The organism is Paraburkholderia elongata, assembly GCF_013177735.1.
GTDB lineage: Bacteria > Pseudomonadota > Gammaproteobacteria > Burkholderiales > Burkholderiaceae > Paraburkholderia > Paraburkholderia elongata.
Window position 1 is genome coordinate 30,916 of sequence record NZ_WOEZ01000201.1, and the last position, 22,966, is coordinate 53,881.

At 62.2% G+C, this 22,966-nt stretch carries 16 protein-coding genes; 13 read left to right on the forward strand and 3 right to left on the reverse strand.

Annotated features, from left to right (window positions below; genetic code table 11):
- Positions 1-124 precede the first annotated feature (124 nt).
- Positions 125-1,801, forward strand: a complete 1,677-nt coding sequence (locus GNZ13_RS36215; protein ID WP_172173697.1) for a long-chain fatty acid--CoA ligase — start codon at positions 125-127, stop codon at positions 1,799-1,801.
- 458 nt (positions 1,802-2,259) lie between these two features.
- Here the strand turns inward: GNZ13_RS36215 and GNZ13_RS36220 are convergent, their stop codons facing one another.
- On the reverse strand, positions 2,260-3,870 hold the full coding sequence (locus tag GNZ13_RS36220) for a hypothetical protein (protein ID WP_172173700.1): 1,611 nt from the start codon (positions 3,868-3,870) through the stop codon (positions 2,260-2,262).
- Positions 3,871-4,026: 156 nt separating this feature from the next.
- Here GNZ13_RS36220 and GNZ13_RS36225 point away from each other — a divergent pair, with 156 nt between their 5' ends.
- Positions 4,027-5,058: a hypothetical protein gene (locus GNZ13_RS36225; RefSeq protein ID WP_172173703.1), complete on the forward strand. Its 1,032-nt coding sequence runs from the start codon at positions 4,027-4,029 to the stop codon at positions 5,056-5,058.
- Positions 5,059-5,208: 150 nt separating this feature from the next.
- Here GNZ13_RS36225 and GNZ13_RS36230 read toward each other — a convergent pair whose 3' ends face one another.
- Complete coding sequence (locus GNZ13_RS36230) at positions 5,209-5,442, reverse strand: hypothetical protein (protein WP_172173706.1); 234 nt, start codon at positions 5,440-5,442, stop codon at positions 5,209-5,211.
- Positions 5,443-5,828: 386 nt separating this feature from the next.
- On the opposite strand from GNZ13_RS36230, the gene GNZ13_RS36235 reads away from it, so the two are divergent.
- From GNZ13_RS36235 to GNZ13_RS36285, 11 genes are all read left to right on the forward strand, one after another.
- Positions 5,829-7,868 (forward strand): sigma-54-dependent Fis family transcriptional regulator, encoded by a 2,040-nt coding sequence (locus GNZ13_RS36235; RefSeq protein ID WP_236002346.1) that lies wholly within the window; start codon positions 5,829-5,831, stop codon positions 7,866-7,868.
- A 298-nt stretch (positions 7,869-8,166) separates the two neighbouring features.
- Positions 8,167-10,314 (forward strand): hydantoinase/oxoprolinase family protein, encoded by a 2,148-nt coding sequence (locus tag GNZ13_RS36240; RefSeq protein ID WP_172173709.1) that lies wholly within the window; start codon positions 8,167-8,169, stop codon positions 10,312-10,314.
- Positions 10,315-10,324: 10 nt separating this feature from the next.
- The gene (locus GNZ13_RS36245; RefSeq protein ID WP_172173712.1) at positions 10,325-12,649 is read left to right on the forward strand and encodes a hydantoinase B/oxoprolinase family protein; all 2,325 of its coding nucleotides are present in this window, start codon (positions 10,325-10,327) and stop codon (positions 12,647-12,649) included.
- A gap of 43 nt (positions 12,650-12,692) precedes the next feature.
- Positions 12,693-13,199: an acetone carboxylase subunit gamma gene (locus tag GNZ13_RS36250; RefSeq protein WP_172173715.1), complete on the forward strand. Its 507-nt coding sequence runs from the start codon at positions 12,693-12,695 to the stop codon at positions 13,197-13,199.
- A gap of 422 nt (positions 13,200-13,621) precedes the next feature.
- Entirely contained in the window at positions 13,622-15,589 is a 1,968-nt protein-coding gene (locus GNZ13_RS36255; protein ID WP_216675173.1) for a sigma-54-dependent Fis family transcriptional regulator, read from the forward strand.
- A 98-nt stretch (positions 15,590-15,687) separates the two neighbouring features.
- Positions 15,688-16,605, forward strand: coding sequence for a LysR substrate-binding domain-containing protein (locus tag GNZ13_RS36260; protein ID WP_172173718.1), 918 nt, complete (start codon positions 15,688-15,690; stop codon positions 16,603-16,605).
- Between the two features lie 163 nt (positions 16,606-16,768).
- Entirely contained in the window at positions 16,769-18,202 is a 1,434-nt protein-coding gene (gene leuC, locus GNZ13_RS36265; RefSeq protein WP_172173721.1) for a 3-isopropylmalate dehydratase large subunit, read from the forward strand.
- Positions 18,202-18,840, forward strand: a complete 639-nt coding sequence (leuD, locus tag GNZ13_RS36270; protein WP_172173724.1) for a 3-isopropylmalate dehydratase small subunit — start codon at positions 18,202-18,204, stop codon at positions 18,838-18,840. The genes leuC and leuD overlap by 1 nt, the downstream gene beginning before the upstream one ends.
- Before the next feature lie 47 nt (positions 18,841-18,887).
- Positions 18,888-20,105 (forward strand): CaiB/BaiF CoA transferase family protein, encoded by a 1,218-nt coding sequence (locus GNZ13_RS36275; RefSeq protein ID WP_172173785.1) that lies wholly within the window; start codon positions 18,888-18,890, stop codon positions 20,103-20,105.
- A complete protein-coding gene (locus GNZ13_RS36280) occupies positions 20,102-21,097 on the forward strand; it encodes a hydroxymethylglutaryl-CoA lyase (RefSeq protein ID WP_172173727.1) in 996 nt (331 codons plus the stop codon). Before GNZ13_RS36275 ends, GNZ13_RS36280 begins: the two co-directional genes overlap by 4 nt.
- 97 nt (positions 21,098-21,194) lie before the next feature.
- Positions 21,195-22,553 carry an MFS transporter gene (locus tag GNZ13_RS36285; protein ID WP_172173730.1) on the forward strand — a complete coding sequence of 453 codons (1,359 nt, stop codon included), beginning with the start codon at positions 21,195-21,197 and terminating at the stop codon, positions 22,551-22,553.
- A gap of 115 nt (positions 22,554-22,668) precedes the next feature.
- On the opposite strand, the gene GNZ13_RS36290 is transcribed toward GNZ13_RS36285, so the two are convergent.
- Positions 22,669-22,917 carry a hypothetical protein gene (locus tag GNZ13_RS36290; protein ID WP_172173733.1) on the reverse strand — a complete coding sequence of 83 codons (249 nt, stop codon included), beginning with the start codon at positions 22,915-22,917 and terminating at the stop codon, positions 22,669-22,671.
- Positions 22,918-22,966 lie beyond the last annotated feature (49 nt).

The following is a 22,966-nucleotide window of genomic DNA, read 5'->3' on the forward strand; positions in this document are numbered from 1 at the left end:
TGCTCACGCATCGCCGGCGTTGGCGGATCCTGCTTGCGTCAAGGGCGATTTGCCCGCGACGCAAGCAATCGGTTTCAAGGCGCTTCGCCATATCACTGCATTTCGTTTCATGCTCGGAGTAGACATGACGGCAACATCAACGCGTCGGCGGGTCGACGTGCCGCGGCAACTATTCGCGCCGCAGACATCGCTGTACACGAATCTCGAAGTCTCCTCGAACCGCCATCCGGACAAGGCCGCAATCCTTTACTACGGCAGCACCGTAAGCTACCGGCAGTTGCGACACGAAGTCGATGCGCTGGCCGGGTTCCTGCAGCAGCACTGCGGCATCGCCCGGGGTGAGCGCGTCGTCCTGTACATGCAGAACAGTCCGCAGTTCGTCGTCGCCTTCTATGCGGTGCTGCGCGCGGATGCGGTAGTCGTGCCCGTCAATCCGATGAACCGGACATCGGAGCTTCAACACATACTCGAAGATAGCGGGGCTAGAGTCGCCTTCGTGGGCGTTGAACTCATGGAGCACGTACGGCCGCTGTCGGAACGTCACGTGGACTATGTGATCCCTGCACGTTATGCCGACTATCTTCGCGACCAGACCGATCTGCCGCTGCCCGACGTCCTGACATCGTCCGGAGCGCAGCCTCATGCGGAATCTGTCGACGGCCATGCTGCCGTCATCGGCTGGAATGACGCGCTTGCTCGTGCGTGCGTTCCGCGCGACCACGAATCCAGGCCCGAGGATCTGGCGGTTATTCCGTACACGTCCGGCACGACCGGTCGCCCCAAAGGGTGCATCCATACACATCGTAGCGTGATGCATTCAACGGTCTCGTGCGCTGAATGGCCGAGCCTCGCGAACGAGAGCGTGATGCTGTGCTCCGTGCCTTTGTTTCACGTCACCGGCATGCAGAACTGTATGAACATGCCGATATACATCGGCGCCACGATGGCGATCATGACCCGCTGGGACGCGAAATGTGCCGCGCACGTGATCGAACGCCACCGCGTAAGCACATGGGTCACGGTTCCCACGATGCTCATCGACCTGCTGAACCAAGCGGGCGTCGACACGTTCGATCTGAGTTCCATTGCGTACCTGAGCGGCGGCGGTGCCGCGATGCCGCAGGCTGTCGCGCAGCAAATCCAGGAGCGTTGGGGCATCCCGTACGTAGAAGGGTACGGCCTCACCGAGACGATGGCGGCGACCCATATCAATCCGCCGAAGCACAGCAAGCAACAGTGCATGGGGGTGCCGGTCTTCAACACCGATTCACTCGTGGTCGATCCCGAGACGCTTGAGCCTCTCGGTGAAGGCGAAACAGGCGAGATTCTCGTCAGCGGACCTCAAGTATTCGTCGGGTATTGGAAGTCGCCGGAAGCCACGCAAGAGGCATTCGTTCTGCTCGATGGAAAGCGCTACTTGCGCACCGGGGACCTCGGCTATGTAGATTGGGACGGCTATTTCTTCATCGTCGACCGGCTCAAGCGCATGATCAATGCCTCCGGCTACAAAGTCTGGCCGGCCGAGGTCGAGGCCATGCTGTTCGAGCATCCCGCCGTCCAGGAAGCGTGTGTCATCGCGACTCACGATCCGCGTCGAGGCGAATCGGTAAAGGCGGTCATCGTGCTTCGGAACGGCGAGCACGCGACGGAAGAAGACATTGTGTCGTGGGCCCGCGAGCGCATGGCGTCCTATAAGGTACCGCGTGACATTCAGTTTGCCGCTAGCTTGCCCCGTACGGCGAGCGGAAAGATCCAGTGGAGACTGCTGCAGGAAGAGGAAAGGCGGAGTCGAAACGCCTAATCCGAAGGCCGCCGGCTGGATTGATCTGTTGCCCGGCGAACCATTACTCTGGAAGCGGACTACTCGCTGTACCGCGGCGGAACGGTTGGCGCCCAGTTCCATGGCATCAACGCCCTGAGCTCGGCGTACGGCACGACCCAGCTAGGCATCATGGCTGGCTTGCGGCATATGTTTTAGGCTGCCTGCGGGACGACGAGCTTTGCAGACGCCCAATGGCATACCGGTCGGCATGGTATTAGGCGCCGTCACCATTCAGTCATGTGCGCATGTTTCCATATATTTCGTTTCATTACCGGCTGCCTCACACACGCCGGTGCCCCGCCTTCCCAGCCCGCATACCTGTCCCAGGAGACAACCATGCCGAGCATTCGACCTGTTTACGCAGTAAGCCGCATTTTCAGTCGCACCGCACTAGATTCTTGACTGAATTGATTTCGTAGCGATTGAGTCAGGCTTTTCTACGCGGCGATTTTCGCTTCATCGCACCATGTGTTGACGGCCTGCTCGGCGGTGCGGAAGCTGCGCTGCAAGGACGCTGGTGAGGCCGCAGGTGCCTGGGGGCTGACCAGTGCGAGGCCGGGCCGCAAGATGCGCGAGTACACGCGTGTATAGAAGAGGGCCGTCTGCAACCCCAGGTCCGGGAGGTGATAGCGGTGGGTCCTGGGGACTCGCTCGATCAGGCCATGCAGGCGCAGGCGTCGCAGCTCGTAGCTCATGCGCCCCGGCGTGATGTCGCCGGCATGTAGCCCCAGCAGCACGGCATAGCCCTGCCGCAGATCCTGATTGGTAAAGCCGCGTGCGACGAAGACGAACATCACCAGCGCGTGCAGCAGCGCCTGGACGTTCGGGTCGGCAAAGCGCAGCGCCGGTGCACGCTGCCCGTTAACGTGGCGCGGACGCTGCAGGTCTTGGAACGCGTCTTCGCCCAATGCGCAGTCGTGGCTGATCTGCTCGATCTCGAGCATGCGCCGGTTGGCGCCAAAGCCGATGCGGCGCAACTCGGGCAGGTTGCGCAGCAGTCGTCCGACGCCGAAGTCGCGGGTGTCGTTGATGGTGGTCTCGGTACGTAGCGCCTGACCCTCCTTGTGGTACTGCTTGATACGTGAACGCTTGTAGTCCACATGCAGCGAAGGGGTGACCCCTTCAGTAATCACCCGGGTGCGAAAGCGCCCCGGGGTGCGCCGGTTGACGCGGCGATCAAAGATCAGTTGCACCTGGCCCGGGCGTCCCAGGTCCAGGTTCTCGCGGATGACCTGCTCGAAGAAGATGCGGCCCGTCACGGGGCGATCAAGTACCTGGGTCAGCGCGAACTCGGCCTGCAGGATCGACAGCGCGTAGCGGTAGCCCGCGGTCCGGTCGTGCCGGTCGAAGGGATGGGGCAGGCGCGCCAGCCACTTGCGCAGCAGCCGGTCGATCTTCCTGTCGTCCAGTCCATCGCAGATGCGCTGCAGCGCCTTGGGGTCTTCGCACGAGAGGATGCCGTTGTCGAGCGCCTCGAAGGCGATGCCGCGCTTGCGCAACTGGCACTTGGCGTACTCGTTGCCGTTGATGCACAGCCTGGCGTTATAGGGGAAGTAGGAACAGAACTTCAGGAAGAACGGGCCGAAGTCCCCGTCCACGCAGTAGAAGTAGTAGTGGTTGACCATCGCGCTGCCCTCGACCACCCACGGATAGCTCATGCCGGTGTGTGTACAACGGCGCCGCTCGGTGCGCACCACGCGCGCCTTCTCCTGGGCGCGGCCGACATACAGAACCCCTTCGTCGGCGTCGAACTGCTGCAGATACTGCAAGGTGACGTCGTCCTTGCGCTGGTGCTTGCCAAAGCTCACCAGATCGACACCCTGCCCGGCGACAAACTTCTCGATGCTGGCCACGAAGGCCGCGGTCTTGGGCGCCACGGTCGCCGTCGAGGCAAAGCGCTGACCGAGATGGCCGCGCAGGTACCACACCACGCCACCTACGCGCTGCAGCTGCGGCACGTAGACGTTCAGGTACATCCGGTCGATGCACTCGCTCTCGAGCACGACGTGGTCGCATAGAACATCGCACACACTGTGTGGTAGCGTCATGGCTGGCTCCGGTCGTCCACGGGGTCTTCGGACCCCATTGAGCTTCGAGCTCGTACATCTCTGGGCTTGTCCCAGCCGGCTCGACCGGAGCCACCTTACCCCTCAGCGCTCCGCAGTCACCAATACCACTCGTCGGTCTGAGGCGGAGCCTCGCTGGTGTTCACCGCACTCTGTTTCGCGACTGGCGGCGCCGGCGCGCAGACCTCGGCGAAGCCGATAGTCACGCCGGGTTTTAGCCTGACCGTGTTCGCGACTGGTTCCGGCGGGTTGGTCAGCGCACCGGACTCACTGGCCGTGCTTGATGGTCACGTTTGGGTCGGCTATGCAAACAAGGGCGCACCGGATGGCTCGAATGGTGCGATGAGCGCGATTGTTGAATACGCGCTAGACGGCAGTGTCGTGAAGACTTTTGAAGTCGCGGGGCACAACGATGGCCTGAAGGTCAATCCGTACACGCGTGAGATATGGGCGATGCAGAACGAGGACGCGAATCCAAACCTCGTCATAATCAATCCCGCGACCGGCCAGGCATCCAAACCGTATTCCTTCGGCAAGACGCTGCACGGCGGCGGTTATGACGACATCATATTCAAGGACGGCCAGACCTACTTCAGTGCGTCCAATCCCACCCTTAACAGTAGCGGCAAGAATACGGGGCCCGCGATTGTCCGCGTTGTGCACATCGATGCAAACGCCTACACGATCGACGTCACTCCGGTAATGCGCGGCACATTGGACGCCAGCGACATTCCGTTTGGCACGGTGGCAACCCTCAACCTGACTGATCCGGATTCGATGACGCTGACGCCGTCGGGTGATGTACTGCTCGATGATCAGGGAGATAGTCAGCTTGTCCTGTTGCGCTCGTCGGGCGATGAACCGCACGTGCAATATTTGCCGCTTCTCGGCAACGTGCAGGTTGACGACACGGTATTCGCTACTGCGCGACGGGGTTACCTGCTGGTGTCCGATACGAAAGCGAACACGGTGTACAAGATTAGTGCCAATGCCTGGCAGCGTAACGCAGCGTTCTCCGCATCAACGGGTGTGGCCGCTACCAGTAGCACTCCGGCGGTGCCGGCGTATGTCGGCCAACTTGATTTGCATAGCGGAGCACTCCTTCCGTTGGTAACCAATTTGGTCAGTCCGCACGGCATGGCCTTTGTACCGACAGACGACCAGCAGTAACGGCCGCGCGTCGATTGCCGGATGACGTGGTCGCCGCAAGCAATTCCGCGGCGATCACGTTGGCCGGCGTCTGCTTCCAAAGCTTGGTCTCCGTCGGAGACATCCGCCAAAACACTCGCCTCGATTTCGGTCATGATCTGCTAAAGCAGATCACACTCTCATGGTTGGCCTTTCCGTGCAGGGTGGGAATACACACCACGATCCGTCATCGTGCCTGAAGAAAAAGAACGCAAGCAAGCCGGTCGGATGTAACGCTTCGACGCGCACATAGCGCCACTGATTCGTACCCGTGCGACTAAACCGCGTGACGTGAGCCGGAATCGCAGGAGTGGGCGCCAGCCACTTTTCGACCAGCAAACGCAGGGACATCTGACCGGTGCTCATCGTATCCTCCTTCGACCTCTTTTTCATCGCGCCATGGCGAGCGCATTTCTGCTACGAGACCGAGCGCTGAAACAATCTTGCGGCTCGCCTTCGCCCAGTTAAACGCATGGGTCATGCCAGCATCGCCGCCGTGATATCAAGGCATTGATTTTATGAATATTTTTGTCGGTTCGCCGTCGTTGCGACGAGTGCCAACTGCGCAAAGCGTTCGATTTCCGGACGGTGCTGTATTTCGGGCATAGAATTTAGACGTAGATCCGCGCGTGCCTCGCGACTGCGATCGCGATCGACCGCGGCAAGCGCGCGACACAGGCAACGAAGAGAACGCAAAAAGGCAGCGCGAACCCTCTGCTCGGGTGAAGGAGCCGCGCTCAGATGGAGACAGCATGAAAGAGACAGGCACGCCAATGGACTGGTTTTCCAGTCCGGATCGGGACGCCAGCGTCATGGCGGCGTGGGAGCGTTTGATTCAAGGCGACAAGCCGCCCTCCGGTGCCCTGCGTGGGGTCGTTGACGATTCCTGGCACCGCTGCCTGGATGGCGGGGTGGCTCCCGATGCAGATCGGGCCCCACTGCCGTTGGAAGAAGGGGCTCTGTTCGACTTGCGCGTAAGGAACGACCGCCTCATGCATGCCAGCGTGCCGCTTATCCAGCAGACACGCGAGTTCCTTTCGCAGACGGGGACCATTCTGCTGCTCGCGGATCCGGACGGCATGATCCTCGAACTGGCCGGCGACTCGCGCATCGTCGAACCGGCCGGCGAGGTCCGGTTGATACCGGGATGTAACTGGACCGAGCTCAGTTGTGGCACCAACGCGATCGGTACTGCCCTCGCTTTGCGGCAACCGGTGCAGATCCATGGCTCGGAGCATTTCTGTGCGGGGATCAAGCAGTGGACGTGCTCCGCTACGGTGATACGCGATCCGCTCGATGGCACCGTACTCGGCGTACTCGATGTCTCGGGGCTTGCGCAAACCTACAGCCAGCACAGTCTGGCGTTCATCGTCTCGATGGCCGGGCGGATCGAGAGCCGGCTCGGCAAGTTCGCAATGGAGCGCCGCTTGCGGCTGATGGAGCGTTGCATGGCGTACTGCTCCGGTCGTTCGGACGGCGTCGTCGTGGTGGACGAGTCCGGACGTCTCGTCAGAGCCAACCCGCAGGCGTCAGCCGCTTTTGCGCGGCTTGGCGTATCAGGCGCACTGGACAACGCTTTTCCGATCCCGGACATCGCCAGGATTGCCGGCGGCTCCATGTCGCCGCAAGCACCGGCGTGGTTGCGCCTCGCACGAATTGAACGCGTCACTGAAGGTGCCGACACGCTCGGCTTCATGTTGATTGCGCCGGCCGGCAGTCGGCGGGCCGCTTCGTTGTCTGATGTGGTAACTGACGCGCTGCCGGCGGTTGACTCCACGCCTCGCGCGGCGTTCTCTGGCATTGTCGGCACGAGCGCGGCACTGCGAACGGCTATTCAGAAGGCGCAGCAGTTGGCCAAAGCCTCGGTCCCGGTACTGCTGCTGGGCGAAACCGGCGTCGGCAAGGAGTTGTTCGCGCTAGGCATTCATCAAGCCAGTTCGCGGGCAAACGGCCCCTTCGTTGCATTGAACTGCGGTGGCTTGTCCCGCGATTTGTTGAGCAGCGAGCTGTTTGGTTATGCGGAAGGCGCATTTACCGGCGCACGCAGGTCAGGCATGACAGGGAAAATCGAAGCGGCGAATCAAGGCACGCTGTTCCTCGACGAGATCGGCGAAATGCCACTCGACATCCAGCCGCATCTGCTGCGTGTGCTGGAAGAAGGGGAGATATACCGGCTGGGTGAAAACACGGCTCGCAAGGTCAGCTTCCGTCTGATCGCTGCAACGCATCGCGACTTGCGTGCCGACGTCGCTGACGGGAAATTTCGCATGGATCTGTATTACCGGCTGGCCGTCACGAACATCTCGATACCGCCGCTGCGCGAACGCAAGACGGATTTGCCGGAGATGATCGAGCACTGGTTAAATGTCTCGCGCGAACGGTATGGCGTAAGTCATGCCGTCTTCGACAACGTGGCGTATGAATGCCTGCTGAACTACGCCTGGCCCGGCAACGTCCGCGAGATGCGAAATGCGATCGAGGGCGCAGTACTCATGGCCCACGATGGAATCATGACAGTCGCCGAGCTGCCGCCCGAAATCGGCGCCTCGGCCGTTTCTCCTGGGGGCGTTCGAGATACGGCGTCCTCTGCGCTGTCCGCACTTGCGCGCCAAAAGGTCCGGTCGCTGGAAATGGCAGAAGCAGAGTCGATTCGTTTTGCGATCCAGCAAAGTCAGGGCAACCTGACCCAGGCGGCTGCGCAGCTTGGTATAGCGAAAAGCACGCTCTATCAGAAGATCAGGAAGTACGCGCTGGCGCACGACCTTGGCACCACCCGGCGTGTCGGCCGGTAAGGTTGAACCTGGTCGACTTCCCGCACGTCACGCTTCCCATCAGACCTGCGTACGAATTCCGCTCTCAAAACGGCCGACCGTTCAGGAACCGGTCGTTGCGTGAACGTCCCGTTCACCGCGAGCGCGCCGATCGTTCTCCGAAAAGCCAATCCATTCAGTAGTTTGCCGATAAGCCGCCGATTCGGCGGTCGGTGGCATAGCCCTTGCCTTTAGCTCCTCCGAAGCGAATCGCAACACTCGCTTCACATCGCGCCTCCCCGTCGAGGCGATGTTCAATCAAGGAGAGCTGGAGACACTAATGGAACAGCAACTTTCACACGTCCAGGTACTGGGCATCGATGCCGGCGGCACGATGACCGATACCTTCTTCGTGCGCTCGGATGGGCGTTTCGTTGTCGGCAAAGCGCAAAGCAATCCGGCGGATGAATCGCTGGCGATTCTGGAGTCGTCGCATGATGCGCTGGCCCAGTGGAACCGTGAGGTCGATGAGGTCTATCCGGAACTGGTGACCTGCGTCTATTCCGGAACGGCGATGTTGAATCGCGTCGTTCAGCGCAAGGGCCTGGATGTCGGGCTCATTTGCAACCGAGGCTTCGAACAGATTCACTCGATGGGGCGGGCCATCCAGAGCTATCTCGGCTATGCGCTGGAAGAACGGATCCACCTCAACACCCACCGCTACGACGAACCGCTTGTGCCGCTCTCGCGCACCCGGGGCGTGACGGAACGCACCGATGTTCAGGGCGAAATCGTGATTCCCCTGCGCGAAGATGAAGTGCGCAAGGCAACGCGGGAACTCGTGAACGCTGGGTCGAAGGCGATTGCAATCTGTCTTCTGCAGTCCCACAAGAACGAGTCGAGCGAAAAACGCGCTCGCGATGTCTGTCGTGACGAACTGAAGAAAATCGGCTCGGACATCCCGGTCTTTGCATCAGTCGACTACTACCCGTCGCGCAAGGAAAGCCATCGCACCAACACGACCATTCTCGAAGCGTACGCGGCTGAACCGTCACGGCAGACGCTGCAGAAGGTCAGCGACCGCTTCAGGAAGCACGGTGCCAGGTTCGATCTGCGGGTGATGGCCACGCACGGTGGGACGATCAGCTGGAAGGCCAAGGAACTCGCACGCACGATTGTCTCCGGTCCGATCGGGGGCGTCATCGGCTCGCGGCTGCTCGGCGAAAGACTCGGCTACGAGAACATCGCATGCAGCGATATCGGCGGCACCAGTTTCGACATGGCGCTGATCACCAAGGGCAACTTTGCGATCGCGTCCGATCCGGACATGGCGCGTCTCGTGCTGTCGCTGCCACTGGTGGCGATGGATTCGGTGGGGGCGGGTGCAGGCAGCTTCGTGCGGCTCGATCCCTATAGCGGTTCCATCAAGCTCGGACCGGATAGTGCGGGCTATCGCGTCGGCACGTGCTGGCCCGAAAGCGGGCTTGATACGGTGTCGGTGTCCGACTGCCATGTGGTGCTGGGTTATCTCAACCCCCACAACTTCCTCGGTGGCGCCATCAAGCTCGACGTCGAACGCGCACGGCAACACATCAAGGCGCAGGTTGCCGACCCGCTTGGGCTGTCGGTGGAAGACGCCGCTGCAGGCGTGATCGAGTTGCTCGATCTCAGCTTGCACGAGTACCTGCGGGCCAACATCAGTGCGAAGGGCTACAACCCAACGGACTTCGTGTGCTTCTCTTACGGCGGTGCAGGTCCGGTGCATACCTATGGATATACGGAAGGTCTCGGCTTCAAGGACGTGATCGTCCCGGCATGGGCAGCCGGTTTTTCTGCATTCGGTTGTGCGTGTGCCGACTTCGAGTACCGCTACGACAAGAGCGTGGATATCGCGGTCGCGCCGGACGCGCCCGACGAGCAGAAAGCGGCGGCCTGCGCGGTCATTCAGGAAGCGTGGAAGGAACTGGCCGACAAGGTCGTCGAAGAGTTCGTCATCAACGGCTTCAAGCTGGAAGACATCACCCTGCTTCCCGGTTACCGGATGCAGTACATGGGACAACTGAACGATCTGGAGATTACTTCGCCGATCAGCGGCGCTGCCACTGCGGCGGACTGGAAGAAGATCACCGACACGTTCGAAGAGACCTACTCGCGGGTGTACGCGAGTTCTGCCCGGTCGCCGGAACTGGGTTTCAGCGCCACTGGCGCGATCATGCGTGGCCTTGTCGCAACGCAGAAGCCCGTGCTGCCTGAGGATCCGGAGGCGGGGGAAACGCCGCCCAAGTCCGCGTATCTGGGCAAGCGCCCGTTCTATCGCCACAAGACCTGGGTCGAGGCCGACATCTGGCAGATGGAGTCGCTCATGGCGGGTAACCACATTGTGGGGCCGGCCATCATCGAGTCTGCCTCCACCACCTTCGTCGTGCCCGATGGCTTCGAAACCACGCTCGACAAGCATCGTCTGTTCCATCTGCAAGAAGTGAAGTAAGGAGACGAAAATGAACCTCATGTCATCAAAGGAAGTGGGCAAGGCCGATCTGCTTGCCGACGGGAAGACCCTGAAAGCGTTCCGCGCCGAGATCATGGAGCGCACCAGTAAAACGGGTCATTACAACGGGCTTGCCCGGCTCGAGTTGCGCGAGAAGGATCCGATCGGCTACGAGAAGCTGTTCTCCAAGATACGCGGCGGTCTCGTACATGCTCGCGAAACCGCCAAGAAGATCGCTGCGTCGCCGATCGTGGAGCAGGAAGGGGAACTGTGCTTCACGCTGTATAACGCGGTGGGCGACTGCGTGCTGACCTCCACCGGCATCATCATTCACGTCGGCACGATGGGCGCCGCGATCAAGTACATGATCGAGAATAATTGGGAGGACAACCCGGGCATTAACCCGGGGGACATGTTCACCAATAACGACTGCTCGATCGGCAATGTCCATCCTTGCGACATTGCGACGATCGTGCCGATCTTCTGGGCCGGCAAGCTCATCGGCTGGGTGGGCGGCGTGACGCACGTGATCGACACCGGGGCGGTGACGCCGGGTTCGATGTCGACGGGCCAGGTGCAGCGCTTCGGCGACGGCTATCAGATCACCTGCCGCAAGACCGGCGTGAACGACCAGCCGCTACGCGACTGGCTTCATGAAAGCCAGCGCTCGGTGCGCACGCCGAAATACTGGATCCTCGATGAGCGCACGCGGATCGCGGGTTGCCACATGATCCGCGACATGGTGGAAGAGATCATCGCCACCGAGGGCTTTGAAGCCTACGAGAAGTTTAGCTACGAGGTCATCGAAGAGGGCCGCCGCGGGTTGCAAAGCCGCATCAAGGCGATGACGCTGCCCGGCAAGTATCGCAAGGTCGCTTTTGTGGACGTGCCCTATGCCCACGAGGATATCCAGACACCCTCGGCCTTTGCCAAGATCGACACCATCATGCACTCGCCGGTGGAAATGACGATCCGGCCCGACGCGACATGGCGACTGGATTTCGAAGGCGCGAGCCGTTGGGGATGGCACACCTATAACGCCCACCACGTCGCCTTTACGAGCGGTATCTGGGTCATGATGACCCAGACCCTGGTGCCGACCCAGCGCATCAACGACGGCGCCTACTTCGGCACGGAGTTCCGCTTGCCCAAGGGCACATGGATGAATCCGGACGATCGCCGTACCGGCCACGCCTATGCCTGGCACTTCCTGGTATCGGGGTGGAGCGCCATGTGGCGGGGGCTCGGTCAGGCGTACTTCAGCCGTGGCTACCTGGAAGAAGTCAACGCGGGCAATGCCAATACGTCGAACTGGCTGCAAGGCGGCGGCATCAACCAGGACGGCGAGGTGCACGCGGTCAACAGCTTCGAGGCCTCGTCCTGCGGCACGGGTGCCGGCGCTATCAAGGACGGCCTCAATCACGCCGCGGCGATCTGGAACCCGGAAGGCGACATGGGCGACATCGAAATCTGGGAGATGGCCGAACCGTTGCTCTATCTCGGGCGCAACGTCAAAGCCAATTCCGGCGGCTATGGCAAGTATCGCGGCGGGTGCGGGTTCGAAACCCTGCGCATGGTCTGGAAAGCGCAGGACTGGACCATGTTCTTCATGGGCAATGGCTACATGAACAGTGACTGGGGGTTCATGGGCGGCTATCCGTCTGCCACCGGCTACCGGTTCGAAGCGCACAAGACGGGCCTCAAAGAGCGCATCGCGCAGGGACTTTCGTTGCCGCTCGGTGGCGACTCGAATCCCGACGCGCCGGACTACGAACGGCACATCGATGCGACTTCCAAGGTCAAGCGCGACAAGCAATGCATGACCACGGAAGATTGCTACGAAAACCACGATCTGTACCTCAATTACCTGCGCGGAGGTCCGGGCTTTGGTGATCCACTCGATCGGGAAACTGAAGCCATCGCAAAGGATCTCAACAACGGCTTTCTGCTCCCTGAGTTTGCCGAGAAGGTGTATGGCGCGGTGTTGGCGCAGGACGCAACGGGTATCTGGACGGTCGACGCGAAGAAGACCGTGAAGCGTCGCGGCGAAATTCGCAAGGAACGGCTTGCCCGCTCGTTGCCGACGCGGGAATGGATGAAGGAAGAACGCGAGCGCGTCCTCACCAAACACGCGTCGCGCCCGGTGCGTCACATGTTCGCGACCAGCTTCGGGCTGTCGGAGAAATTCCTCAACGAGTTCAGAGCGTTCTGGGATCTGCCTGCCGACTGGAACATGACCGAGGCAGAACTGGACGTGCCGTCCTACGGCTCGAAGTACAGGATGGATCTTTCCTTGCTGCCCGACGTGACCACGGTGGTTCAGGTCGAAGAGTAATCCGTCCCGGTATCGATATCGAAGCAAATCAAGGAGTAGCGAAATGTCTGCTTACACGAAGGAACAGGTCGGCAATCTGGTCGATGGACGACTCGACTGGGATACGACCGTACGCATGTTGTCCATGCCGAAGGATCATGAGCGATTTAGTCAGTATCTCGAAGTGTTGCAAGGGAAAGTCTCGTGGCCCGACAAGATTGTCTTGCCGCTTGGACCGCACCTGCATATCGTGCAGGCCGCGAAAAGCAAACACTGGCTGGTCAAATGCGACTGCGGCCATGAGTTCTGCGACTACCGCGAAAACTGGAAACTGTATGCCAACGTCTATGTGCGCGACACAGAGGAGGCCATGCTCGAAGTCTATCCGAAGCTCATGGCGCCCGACACCCAGTGGCAGGTCTACCGCGAGTATTACTGTCCGACTTGCGGAACCATGCACGACGTCGAAGCACCGACGCCGTGGTATCCGGTGATTCATGATTTCGAGCCGGACATCGAGGCGTTCTACAAGGAGTGGCTGCAATTGCCGGTGCCCGAGCGCGCTGAGTAGCGAACCACGCACCACGCACCGCGCATGATGCAGGGCGCGGTTGTCTCGCGCCCGGTTCTCCCCGCAGGCGGCGCCATTCCATCGTTTGGCGCCGCCGCAGTGCCATCTGGTCACGCATCTTGCGGGTCGTTTGATGCGCCGCAGCGAGCAGGCCGCCCGAGCCGGCGCGCCGCTCATCCGGACCGTTCGAAAATCGAACGCAGCCCGTGCGGCCATCGTCCGAAAATCAAACGTTCGTTGCTCCGCTGTGCGTTCGCCTACCGCATTCTCACGGTGGCATCGATCTTGCCCCTCTTCTCGCACGAGCCGGCTGCATCCGCCATATTGCGGTGCGGTATAAGGCGGCATGAAGAAGGAGACAAGTAATGGATAGACCGGATGCCTCCCAGATGTTCTCGAATCCTGGCGACGAAGCGGTCGTCATGGCTGCGTGGGAGCGGTTCCTGAGCGGCGGAGAAGCGCCGCACAGCGTCGTGCGGCACCTTGTTGACACATCATGGCAGCGCTGCCTCGATTGGCAGGTCGATCCCACGCTGGGCCACGCGCCACCGCCGCTGGAAGAACATCTTCTGTATTCGTTGCAACGCAGTCACCGCGACCTGGTCGAGGCGAGCGCCCCGGTGATGGCACACGCACGCGACTTTCTCGCGCAAACCGAAACGGTCATGGCGCTTGCCGAGCCGGCCGGCACCATCCTGAATCTCGAGGGTGACCCCGCAACCATTGCTTCCGCACACGGGATTCAACTCCTGCCCGGCGCGTCCTGGAACGAGATGATCTGTGGCACCAACGCGATTGGCACGGCGATCGAGGTCGGCCAGCCCGTGCAGATCCATTCTGCCGAACACTTCTGCGCCGGCATCAAGCGCTGGACCTGCTCGGCCAATGCGATCCGCGACCCGCGCGACGGTACGATTATCGGCGTCATCGACGTATCCGGCCTGTCCGAATCCTACAATCGTCACAGCCTGGCGCTGGTCGTCACGGCAGCCAGCCGGATCGAGAGCCGTCTGGCTGCGCGGACCATGGAGCTTCGCTATCGGCTGCTGGATCGCTCCTTGAGGCGCCTAGCGATGCTTGCGTCCGACGGCGCCGTGGTGTTCGACCATGGCGGCTACCCGATCAAGGTCAATGAGCACGCTGAAGCTGCGATCGCGGCAGCCGGCGGCGATTTTTCGCTCGCACGGCCTGCACGGATCCTGGCGCTCGCCACCGACTCCGTAGTCACCAGTGCGACCCCCACGGATCTCCCTCACTGGATCCAGCCCGACTGGATCGAGCCGGTGATCGACGATGGCAGGCGCATCGGTAGCTTGCTGATCGTGCCGTTCGCGCAAGGCCGCGGCTCTGCGCGCAAGGTCGGCGGCGCGTCCGGTTGCAGCGCCGAGAATGGAGCTGCGACCGGCTTCGATCGCATCCTGGGCGAAGCTCCGGCATTGCTCGAGGCCGTGGACAAGGCCCGGCAAATCGCGCGTTCACGCGCGCCGGTTGTGTTGCTCGGCGAGACTGGAGTGGGTAAGGAACTGTTCGCCAAGGGAATCCACCATGCCAGCCAGGCGAAGGAGGGACCTTTTATTGCGCTCAACTGCGGCGGCCTGTCACGCGAACTGCTCGCCAGCGAACTATTCGGCTATGGCGATGGCGCCTTCACCGGTGCGCGTCGAGGGGGCGCGCTAGGCAAGATCGAAGCCGCCAATGGCGGGACCTTGTTTCTCGACGAGATCGGCGAAATGCCGGTCGATCTCCAGCCGCATTTCCTGCGCGTGCTGGAACAGGGGGAGATCTATCGGCTCGGTGAAAACGTTCCAAGGAAGGTGACCTTTCGTCTCGTCGCGGCGACCAATCGCGACTTGAGAAAGGAGGTCTCGGAAGGGCGCTTTCGCATGGACTTCTTCTATCGCGTCGCGGTGACCAGTATCCGCATTCCGCCGCTGCGGGACCGGCCCGGGGACGTTCGTCGCCTCACCGAGTATCTGGTCCAGAAGTTTGCGGCGGAGCTTGGGCGGCCTTGCCCTGCGGTTGACGACGAAGTGGTTGCCGTGCTCTGCGCGTATTCATGGCCGGGGAACGTCCGGGAGCTTCATAACGTGGTGGAAAGCATGCTTCTCACTGCAGACTCAAAGGTCCTGACGCTCGCTGATCTGCCACCGGAGTTGCGCGCGAACGACGAGCCGGTCCGCGCCGGTTGCGACGAGCCTTTCTTCCTCGACGGCCGGGGCACGATGGAAGCGTCGGAGCAGGGGGCGATTCGCAGCGCAATCGCCATCTCTCGCGGAAATCTGACCTCGGCAGCAAGGCACCTGGGTATTGCGAAGAGCACGCTGTACCAGAAGCTCAGGAAATATGGCCTGGATCGAACGCTGGTTGAAATCCGGGATCAGGGCCGCTAGGCGGTCCGGCCACTGAACCTAAGCGGGCGGACACCTAGAGCGAACGGAGTATTCCGTGCCCCATAATGGAGCGGTGACAGCGGCCGGAGCATCAAGGCATGAACCTCCATCGTCTCGATCTCGTCTCACTCTCGCTTTTCGCGCTCATTGTTCGAAGCGGCAGCATCAGCAAGGGCGCCGAACTCGCCCACCTCGCGATCGGCGCCGCAAGCAAGCGAATCGCGGACCTCGAATCCACCATCGGTGCCGAACTATTCGAACGCCATTCCCGCGGCATTACGCTCACTGCGGCGGGTGAGGCGCTCAAGCTTCACGCGCAGCGTATTCTGAACGACGTCGACCTGATGACGGCCGATATGTCGGACTATGCGGCCGGCGTCGTGGGCGTCGTTCGGCTGTGGGCCAATACGTCGGCGGTTACGCAGTTCCTGCCGTCGGACATCGCGGCGTTCAATGCCACCAATCCGGAAATCCGCATTGAACTGGAAGAGCAGGATAGCGAGCAGGTCGCACTCGCGGTGGTGGACGGCGTGGCCGATTTCGGCATCATGGCCGACCAGATGCCCACGTTCGGCCTTCAGACCATGCCATACCGCCATGACCATCTGGTCCTTGTCGTGCCCGGCGGCCATCCGCTGACCCGGCGCGAATCGGTAGCGTTCGTCGACGCGCTGGAATTCGACTTTGTCAGCCTGTCGCGCAATACATCACTCGCCAAACGCCTTCAGGCCGCCACCGCTTTTTCGGGCGGACAGCTGAAACTGCGCATTCAGGTCCGTAGCTTCGATGCGATGTGCCTGATGGTTGCCGCGGGACTCGGCATCGCCGTGCTGCCCGATGCAGCGGCAGGCCCGCATCTGCGGTCGATGGGCTTGCATAAGATCGGCCTGTCGGAAGACTGGGCTCACCGCGAACTGCTCATCTGCGCTCGCGATCTGAAAGCGCTGCGCAAACCGGCGCGGCTGCTCGTCGACCATCTGATCCTCGCGGCGCCGGAAACGGCCCTGACCCGCTGACGCAAGGCGTGCTTTCGCGTTCCGCGAAAGCTGGGTTCCACACTGTTGCATTCCGCCCACGGGATCGCGCGTGGAAAATGACTCTCCATAGACAGCAACCTTGCCGGCCATAACTGGCAGGCCAAGCAAGCATTCTTTCATATGAATGGTTGGAGACACCCTCATGCAGCCCGCGAGTACGCCCCGCACGTTGTTCGACAAGCTCTGGCAAAGCCACATCGTGGCGGAAACACCTGATGGCCCGACGCTCCTGTATGTCGACCGTCAGCTCGTCTATGAGGTAACCAGTCCGCAAGCGTTCGAGTCGATGCGCCTGTCCGGTCGCGCCGCCTGGCGGCCCGCCACGGTGCTCGCGGTAGCCGATCACAATGTGCCCACGCTGGCGGCTGAGCGCACGAGCATCGACGCAATCGCGGACCCGCTTTCACGGATGCAGGTCGCGCAACTCGACAAGAACTGCAACGAGTTTGGCATCACGACTTACGGCATTCGTGACGCGAGGCAGGGCATCATCCACGTCGTGGGCCCGGAACAGGGGGCGACGTTGCCAGGCATGACAGTCGTCGCAGGCGATTCGCACACGAGCACGCACGGTGCATTCGCGGCGCTCGCATTCGGCGTCGGCACCTCGGAAGTGGAGCACGTGCTCGCGACGCAATGCCTGTTGGTCGAGCGGATGAAGTCGATGCGTGTCAACGTCGAGGGTGAACTGCCGCCCGGCGTGACGGCCAAGGACCTCGTGCTCGCGATCATCGGCCAGATCGGCACCGCCGGCGGCACCGGCTATGCGATGGAGTTCGCGGGCAGTACGATCCGGGCGCTGTCGATGGAAGGCCGCATGACCGTGTGCAACATGGCGATTGAAGCGGGCGCGAGGGTGGGGCTGATCGGCGTCGACGACGTCACGATCGATTACGTGAAGGGGCGTCCCTTCGCGCCGGGCGAAGCGCACTGGGACGCCGCGGTGGCCTACTGGCGCACGCTCGTGAGCGACGAGGGAGCCCGCTTCGACAAAACCGTCGACATCGATGCCACCCGGTTGCGGCCGATGGTCACCTGGGGCACGTCGCCCGAAATGGTGGTCTCGATCGATGCCGCCGTACCGAACCCGTCGGATGAACCCGACATTGTGCGCCGCGCCGGCATGACACGTGCGCTGACGTACATGGACCTCGAGCCGGGCACGCCGCTCGAGCGCATCGCGCTCGACAAGGTCTTCATCGGCTCGTGCACGAACTCGCGCATTGAAGACCTGCGCCTCGCCGCAGCCGTCGTGAAAGGCAAGCACGTTGCGCCGAACATCCGGCTCGCGCTGGTGGTGCCGGGTTCGGGACTCGTCAAGGCGCAGGCCGAAGCCGAAGGTCTCGACGCCGTCTTCAAGGCGGCGGGCTTCGAATGGCGCGAACCGGGCTGCTCGATGTGTCTCGGCATGAACGACGACCGGCTGCGCCCGGGCGAACGATGCGCGTCGACGTCCAACCGGAACTTCGAAGGCCGCCAGGGCCCCGGCGGTCGCAGCCACCTCGTCAGTCCTGCGATGGCCGCGGCAGCGGCCATCGCAGGTCACTTCGTCGACATTTCCCGCGGAGACCTCTGATGCAAGCCTTTACCAGACTGGAGGCGCTCGTGGCGCCGCTCGACCGCGCGAACGTCGACACCGATGCGATCATCCCCAAGCAGTTTATGAAATCGGTGAAGCGTACCGGCTTCGGCGCCAACCTGTTCGATGAATGGCGCTACCTGGACCACGGCGAGCCCGGGCAGGACCTATCGACCCGCCAGCCCAATCCGGACTTCCCGCTCAACCAGTCACGCTTCGCGGGCGCCCAGATTCTGCTCACGCGCGACAACTTCGGCTGCGGATCGAGCCGCGAGCACGCCGCGTGGGCTCTGTCGGATTTCGGTATCCGCGCGCTGATCGCACCGAGCTTCGCGGACATCTTCTACGGCAACTGCTTCAAGAATGGCCTGCTGCCGATCAGGCTCGACGAACGCATTGTCCAGGACCTGTTCGACCTCGTCGCCGGCCCGTCCGGCTTGCGACTCGAGATCGATCTGGAGGCGCAAACCATCCGGCCCGTCGGCGGCGACGCGATCCCGTTCGGGATCGAACCGGAACGCAAGCGCCGCCTGCTCGAAGGGCTGGACGACGTCGCGCTGACGCTCGGCCAGGCCGATCTTATCCGCGAGTACGAGCGCGTGCGCCGCGCTCGCGAGCCCTGGCTTTTCAGCTAAGGCAAAGCGTCTTTGAACACCGACCGCAGTCTCAGGAGTTTTTCATGATGAACGGCCAAGCTTCTTTTCCGAGCACGCCCACCGCGCTTAAAGGCGTGCGCGTGATCGAGATGGGTCAACTGATTGCCGGCCCGTTCGCCGGCAAGACGCTCGGCGAATTCGGCGCCGAGGTCATCAAGATCGAGCCGCCGGGTGCCGGCGATCCGCTGCGCAATTGGCGGCTGATGAAGGACGGCACTTCGGTGTGGTGGCAAGTGCAGTCGCGCAACAAGCGTTCGCTGGCGCTCGATCTGCGCAGTGCCGAAGGCCAGAGCATCGCGCGCCAGCTGATCGCCGAGGCCGACGTCCTCATCGAGAACTTCCGGCCGGGCACCCTCGAAGGTTGGGGAATGGGCTACGAGCAGCTGGCCGAGTTGAACCCCCGGCTCATCATGCTTCGTATCTCGGGGTACGGCCAGACGGGACCCTACCGCGATTTGCCGGGATTCGGCTCGATCGGCGAGGCGATGGGTGGCTTGCGTCATCTGACCGGGGATCCCGGCCGCGTGCCGGTACGCTGCGGCATTTCGATCGGCGATACGCTCGCCGCGCTGCATGGCGTGATCGGCGTGCTTACCGCGCTCTATCACCGCGACGCGAACGGCGGTAAAGGGCAGGTCATCGACGTGGCGCTTCACGAAGCAGTCTTCAACGTGATGGAGAGCCTGATTCCCGAGTACAGCGCGTTCGGCGCGGTCCGCGAAGCCGCTGGCAGTGCGTTGCCCGGCATCGCGCCGTCCAATGCGTATCGCTGTTCCGATGGTTATGTGCTCATCGCCGGCAATGGCGACAGCATCTTCAGGCGCCTGATGACGGCGATCGGCCGCAGCGATCTGGCGGACGCCCCCGCGCTCGCGAACAACGCCGGGCGTGTCGCGCGCGTTGACGAACTGGACCGGGCCATCGAAGCGTGGACCGCGCAACGTTCGACCGAAGACGTGCTGGCCACGCTGACCGAGGCGCGGGTGCCCGCGGGCAAGATCTATACGGCCCGCGATATCGCCGAGGATCCGCACTACCGCGCACGCGACATGATCTTGCGGCAGACCACGCGCGACGGCTATGACGTCGACGTGCCGGGCATCGTGCCCAAACTGATGGGCACGCCGGGTTCCGTGCGCTCGTCGGCGCCGAAGCTCGGTGACGACACCGATGACATCTTGCGCGAGATCGGGCTCTCCGAAAGCCGGATTGCCGAGCTGCGTGACAAAGGAGCAATCGCATGAACATCTGGAACGGAGAACACCGGCGCATTTACATGCAGGAAGTCGGCACGCGCGACGGTTTCCAGGCGGAAGGCACGTTCGTCGAGACGCGCGACAAGATTGCGTTGATCGACGCGCTCTCAAGGACAGGCGTGGCGAAGATCGAGGTGACGGCTTTCGTGTCGCCGCAAGCGATTCCCGCGTTACGCGACGCCGAGATCGTGCTGCGTGAAATCGAGCGCAAGCCTGGCGTCGTCTACACAGCACTCGTGCCGAACGTGCGTGGCGCCGAACGCGCAATCGATGCGCGCGCCGACGAGCTGAATCTCGTGATGTCCGCGACCGAGAGCCACAATCTGTCCAACCTGCGGATGACGCGCGACCAGTCGTTCAATGGGCTGACGCAGGTTGCCGCCATCGCACGCGATGCCGGACTCCCGGTCAACATCTCGCTGTCGTGCGCATTCGGGTGCCCGATGGAGGGCGATGTACCGACCGACACCGTGATCGAGTGGACGCAACGCTTTGTGGAGGAGGCCGGCGCGCAAGGCGTCACGCTGTGCGACACGACCGGCATGGCCTTTCCGCAGCAGGTCGCCGCGCTAACGGCGCGATGCGTCGAGCGCTGGCCTCAGACCGAGTTCACGCTGCACTTCCATAACACGCGCGGCATGGGACTCGCCAACGTGCTCGCCGCGATCGATGCGGGCGCCGACCGCTTTGACGCCTCGCTGGGTGGCATCGGCGGTTGTCCCTATGCGCCGGGCGCGAGCGGCAACGTATGCAGCGAGGAGATCGTGCACGCGCTCGAGCTGATGGGCTACGACACAGGCGTCGATCTGGGCGCGCTCATCGACGCGTCGAAGCGCTTGCCGGCGCTGATCGGCCACGACACGCCAAGCCAGATCGTGAAGGCGGGGCGGCGGCTCGACCTGCATCCGCTCCCGGCCGACTTTGCCGCGATCCGCGAACGAGCAATGCAGCGTGGCGCATCCGCTCAATCGCGCGCCTGACATTTTTCACTTATTTCTCACTTTGCTGCTTTAACTGAGCGTCGCTCACAGACGGCCAAAGAAAGCGTCGAGACAACGTCCTTCAGGAGACACCATCATGCAAGACACCCACATCGCGCAGCCGCCGAAGACGCGCTGGTACGACGGCCTGACGACCGCGCACTGGCGCGTGCTGCGAGGCGCCTTCCTCGGCTGGATCTTCGACGGCTTTGAAGCGCTCGCGCTCGTGGTCGTCCTCGCGCCGATGCTCAAATCGGTGCTGACGCCGGCACAGGCCCTCTCGACGCCCGTCTACGCGGGCGGCGTGATCGGCATCACCTTGCTTGGCTGGGGCGTGGGCGGCATGGTCGGCGGCATTCTCGCCGACTACGTCGGGCGCAAACGCATGATGCTGTGGTCCGTCTTTCTCTACGCGCTATTCTCCGGGCTGACTGCTTTTTCCAACACCTTTACCGTGCTGTGCCTGTTGCGATTTCTCACCGGGCTTGCGATGGGCAGCGAATGGAGCACAGGTGTCGCGCTGGTTTCGGAGACTTGGCCGGAACACGCCCGTGCAAAAGGCGCTGGCTTCCTGCAGTCCGGTTTTGGCTGGGGCACGCTGCTCGCCGCCGTGGTGTGGTACGGGCTTGCTTCTGTGCAACCGCTGGGGGGGGAAACGTGGCGTCTGATGTTCATAGCCGGTGCGCTGCCCGCGTTCTTCGTGCTCTACCTGCGCCGCGGGCTGAACGAATCGGAGAAGTGGAAACAGGCCGTGAAGGAACAGCGCTGGAACGCGACCTCCGACGATGCTATCCGGTACACCTCGCGATCTGGCAAGCAGAACAGCCGCCCCTTTACGCTCAAGCAACTGTTCACCGAGCGCGAAGCGTTTCGCCGCACGCTGCTGACGACATTGCTGTCGATCGTCGCGACGACCGGCTGGTGGGCGATCTCGAGCTGGCTGCCGACATTTACCGTGGCGCTCGCGAAAGCGACGGGCGTGGCCGATGCCGTTGCGTGGGGCTCGCGGATTTCGATCGTCTATACGGCCGGAGCGATCGTTGCGTACCTTGCATCGGGCTTCATAGTCGACTCGATCGGCAGACGCGCGTTCTTGAGCGCAACGTTTGTCGGCTCGCTGATCACGACGATCGTCACCTATCACTACACCGCGACGCTGAGCGGCATGCTCATCATCGCGCCGATCAACGGGTTCTTCACGCTGGGATGCGGGTACGCATGGATGGCGATCTACCCGTGCGAACTGTTCACGTCGACGGTGCGCTCGACCGCGATCAGCTTCGTCTTCAACGCCGCACGGCTGATCGCATGGGTCTTCCCGATCATCTCCGGTTCGATGATCAAGACATTCGGCGGCGTTTCGCATGCCGCGCTCATCATGAGCTCGTGCTACCTGCTGGGCATCATCATTCCCTGGTTCCTTCCGGAAACGCGCGGAAAGGGAATGCCGGAATGACTGGCCGGTGTTCTTTCGGCGTGCAGAGCAACGGGGGGCTGGTGCGGATCTGGGCGACGGCGCATATCGAGCCGGATAGATTGATACGCAGCGTTCACGCAGATAATCAGACCCGTTAGCCCACGCTGACTGCCGTCCGGAGGGCGATACCATGCGAGACTTGGGCTTCGAGTTCATCCAGTTGCAGCAGCAGGCTGTCTAGCGAGCGCAATTGCGCATTGGTAAGGTGCTGTGCATCGAGCAGTTGATGAAGCCGTCCGCGCCAGTAGGCGCCCGGCAAAATCGGTCCCGCGAGGTCCCCGATCATTGATGCGCCCATCACACGCGCAAGATGTGCGATTTCGAGGTCGAGTAACGTGACCATGGCTTCCCCCGTAACGTCCGTTCTTGTTATGTAACGAAAATCTACTACA

Excerpts from the sequence above, each read along its gene's own strand:
- GNZ13_RS36215 (WP_172173697.1), top strand. The coding sequence starts at position 125 with ATGACGGCAACATCAACGCGTCGGCGGGTCGACGTGCCGCGGCAACTA.
- GNZ13_RS36220 (WP_172173700.1), bottom strand. The coding sequence starts at position 3,870 with ATGACGCTACCACACAGTGTGTGCGATGTTCTATGCGACCACGTCGTG.
- GNZ13_RS36230 (WP_172173706.1), bottom strand. The coding sequence starts at position 5,442 with ATGAGCACCGGTCAGATGTCCCTGCGTTTGCTGGTCGAAAAGTGGCTG.
- GNZ13_RS36235 (WP_236002346.1), top strand. The coding sequence starts at position 5,829 with ATGAAAGAGACAGGCACGCCAATGGACTGGTTTTCCAGTCCGGATCGG.
- GNZ13_RS36240 (WP_172173709.1), top strand. The coding sequence starts at position 8,167 with ATGGAACAGCAACTTTCACACGTCCAGGTACTGGGCATCGATGCCGGC.
- GNZ13_RS36245 (WP_172173712.1), top strand. The coding sequence starts at position 10,325 with ATGAACCTCATGTCATCAAAGGAAGTGGGCAAGGCCGATCTGCTTGCC.
- GNZ13_RS36250 (WP_172173715.1), top strand. The coding sequence starts at position 12,693 with ATGTCTGCTTACACGAAGGAACAGGTCGGCAATCTGGTCGATGGACGA.
- GNZ13_RS36255 (WP_216675173.1), top strand. The coding sequence starts at position 13,622 with ATGGCTGCGTGGGAGCGGTTCCTGAGCGGCGGAGAAGCGCCGCACAGC.
- GNZ13_RS36260 (WP_172173718.1), top strand. The coding sequence starts at position 15,688 with ATGAACCTCCATCGTCTCGATCTCGTCTCACTCTCGCTTTTCGCGCTC.
- leuC (WP_172173721.1), top strand. The coding sequence starts at position 16,769 with ATGCAGCCCGCGAGTACGCCCCGCACGTTGTTCGACAAGCTCTGGCAA.
- leuD (WP_172173724.1), top strand. The coding sequence starts at position 18,202 with ATGCAAGCCTTTACCAGACTGGAGGCGCTCGTGGCGCCGCTCGACCGC.
- GNZ13_RS36275 (WP_172173785.1), top strand. The coding sequence starts at position 18,888 with ATGAACGGCCAAGCTTCTTTTCCGAGCACGCCCACCGCGCTTAAAGGC.
- GNZ13_RS36280 (WP_172173727.1), top strand. The coding sequence starts at position 20,102 with ATGAACATCTGGAACGGAGAACACCGGCGCATTTACATGCAGGAAGTC.
- GNZ13_RS36285 (WP_172173730.1), top strand. The coding sequence starts at position 21,195 with ATGCAAGACACCCACATCGCGCAGCCGCCGAAGACGCGCTGGTACGAC.
- GNZ13_RS36290 (WP_172173733.1), bottom strand. The coding sequence starts at position 22,917 with ATGGTCACGTTACTCGACCTCGAAATCGCACATCTTGCGCGTGTGATG.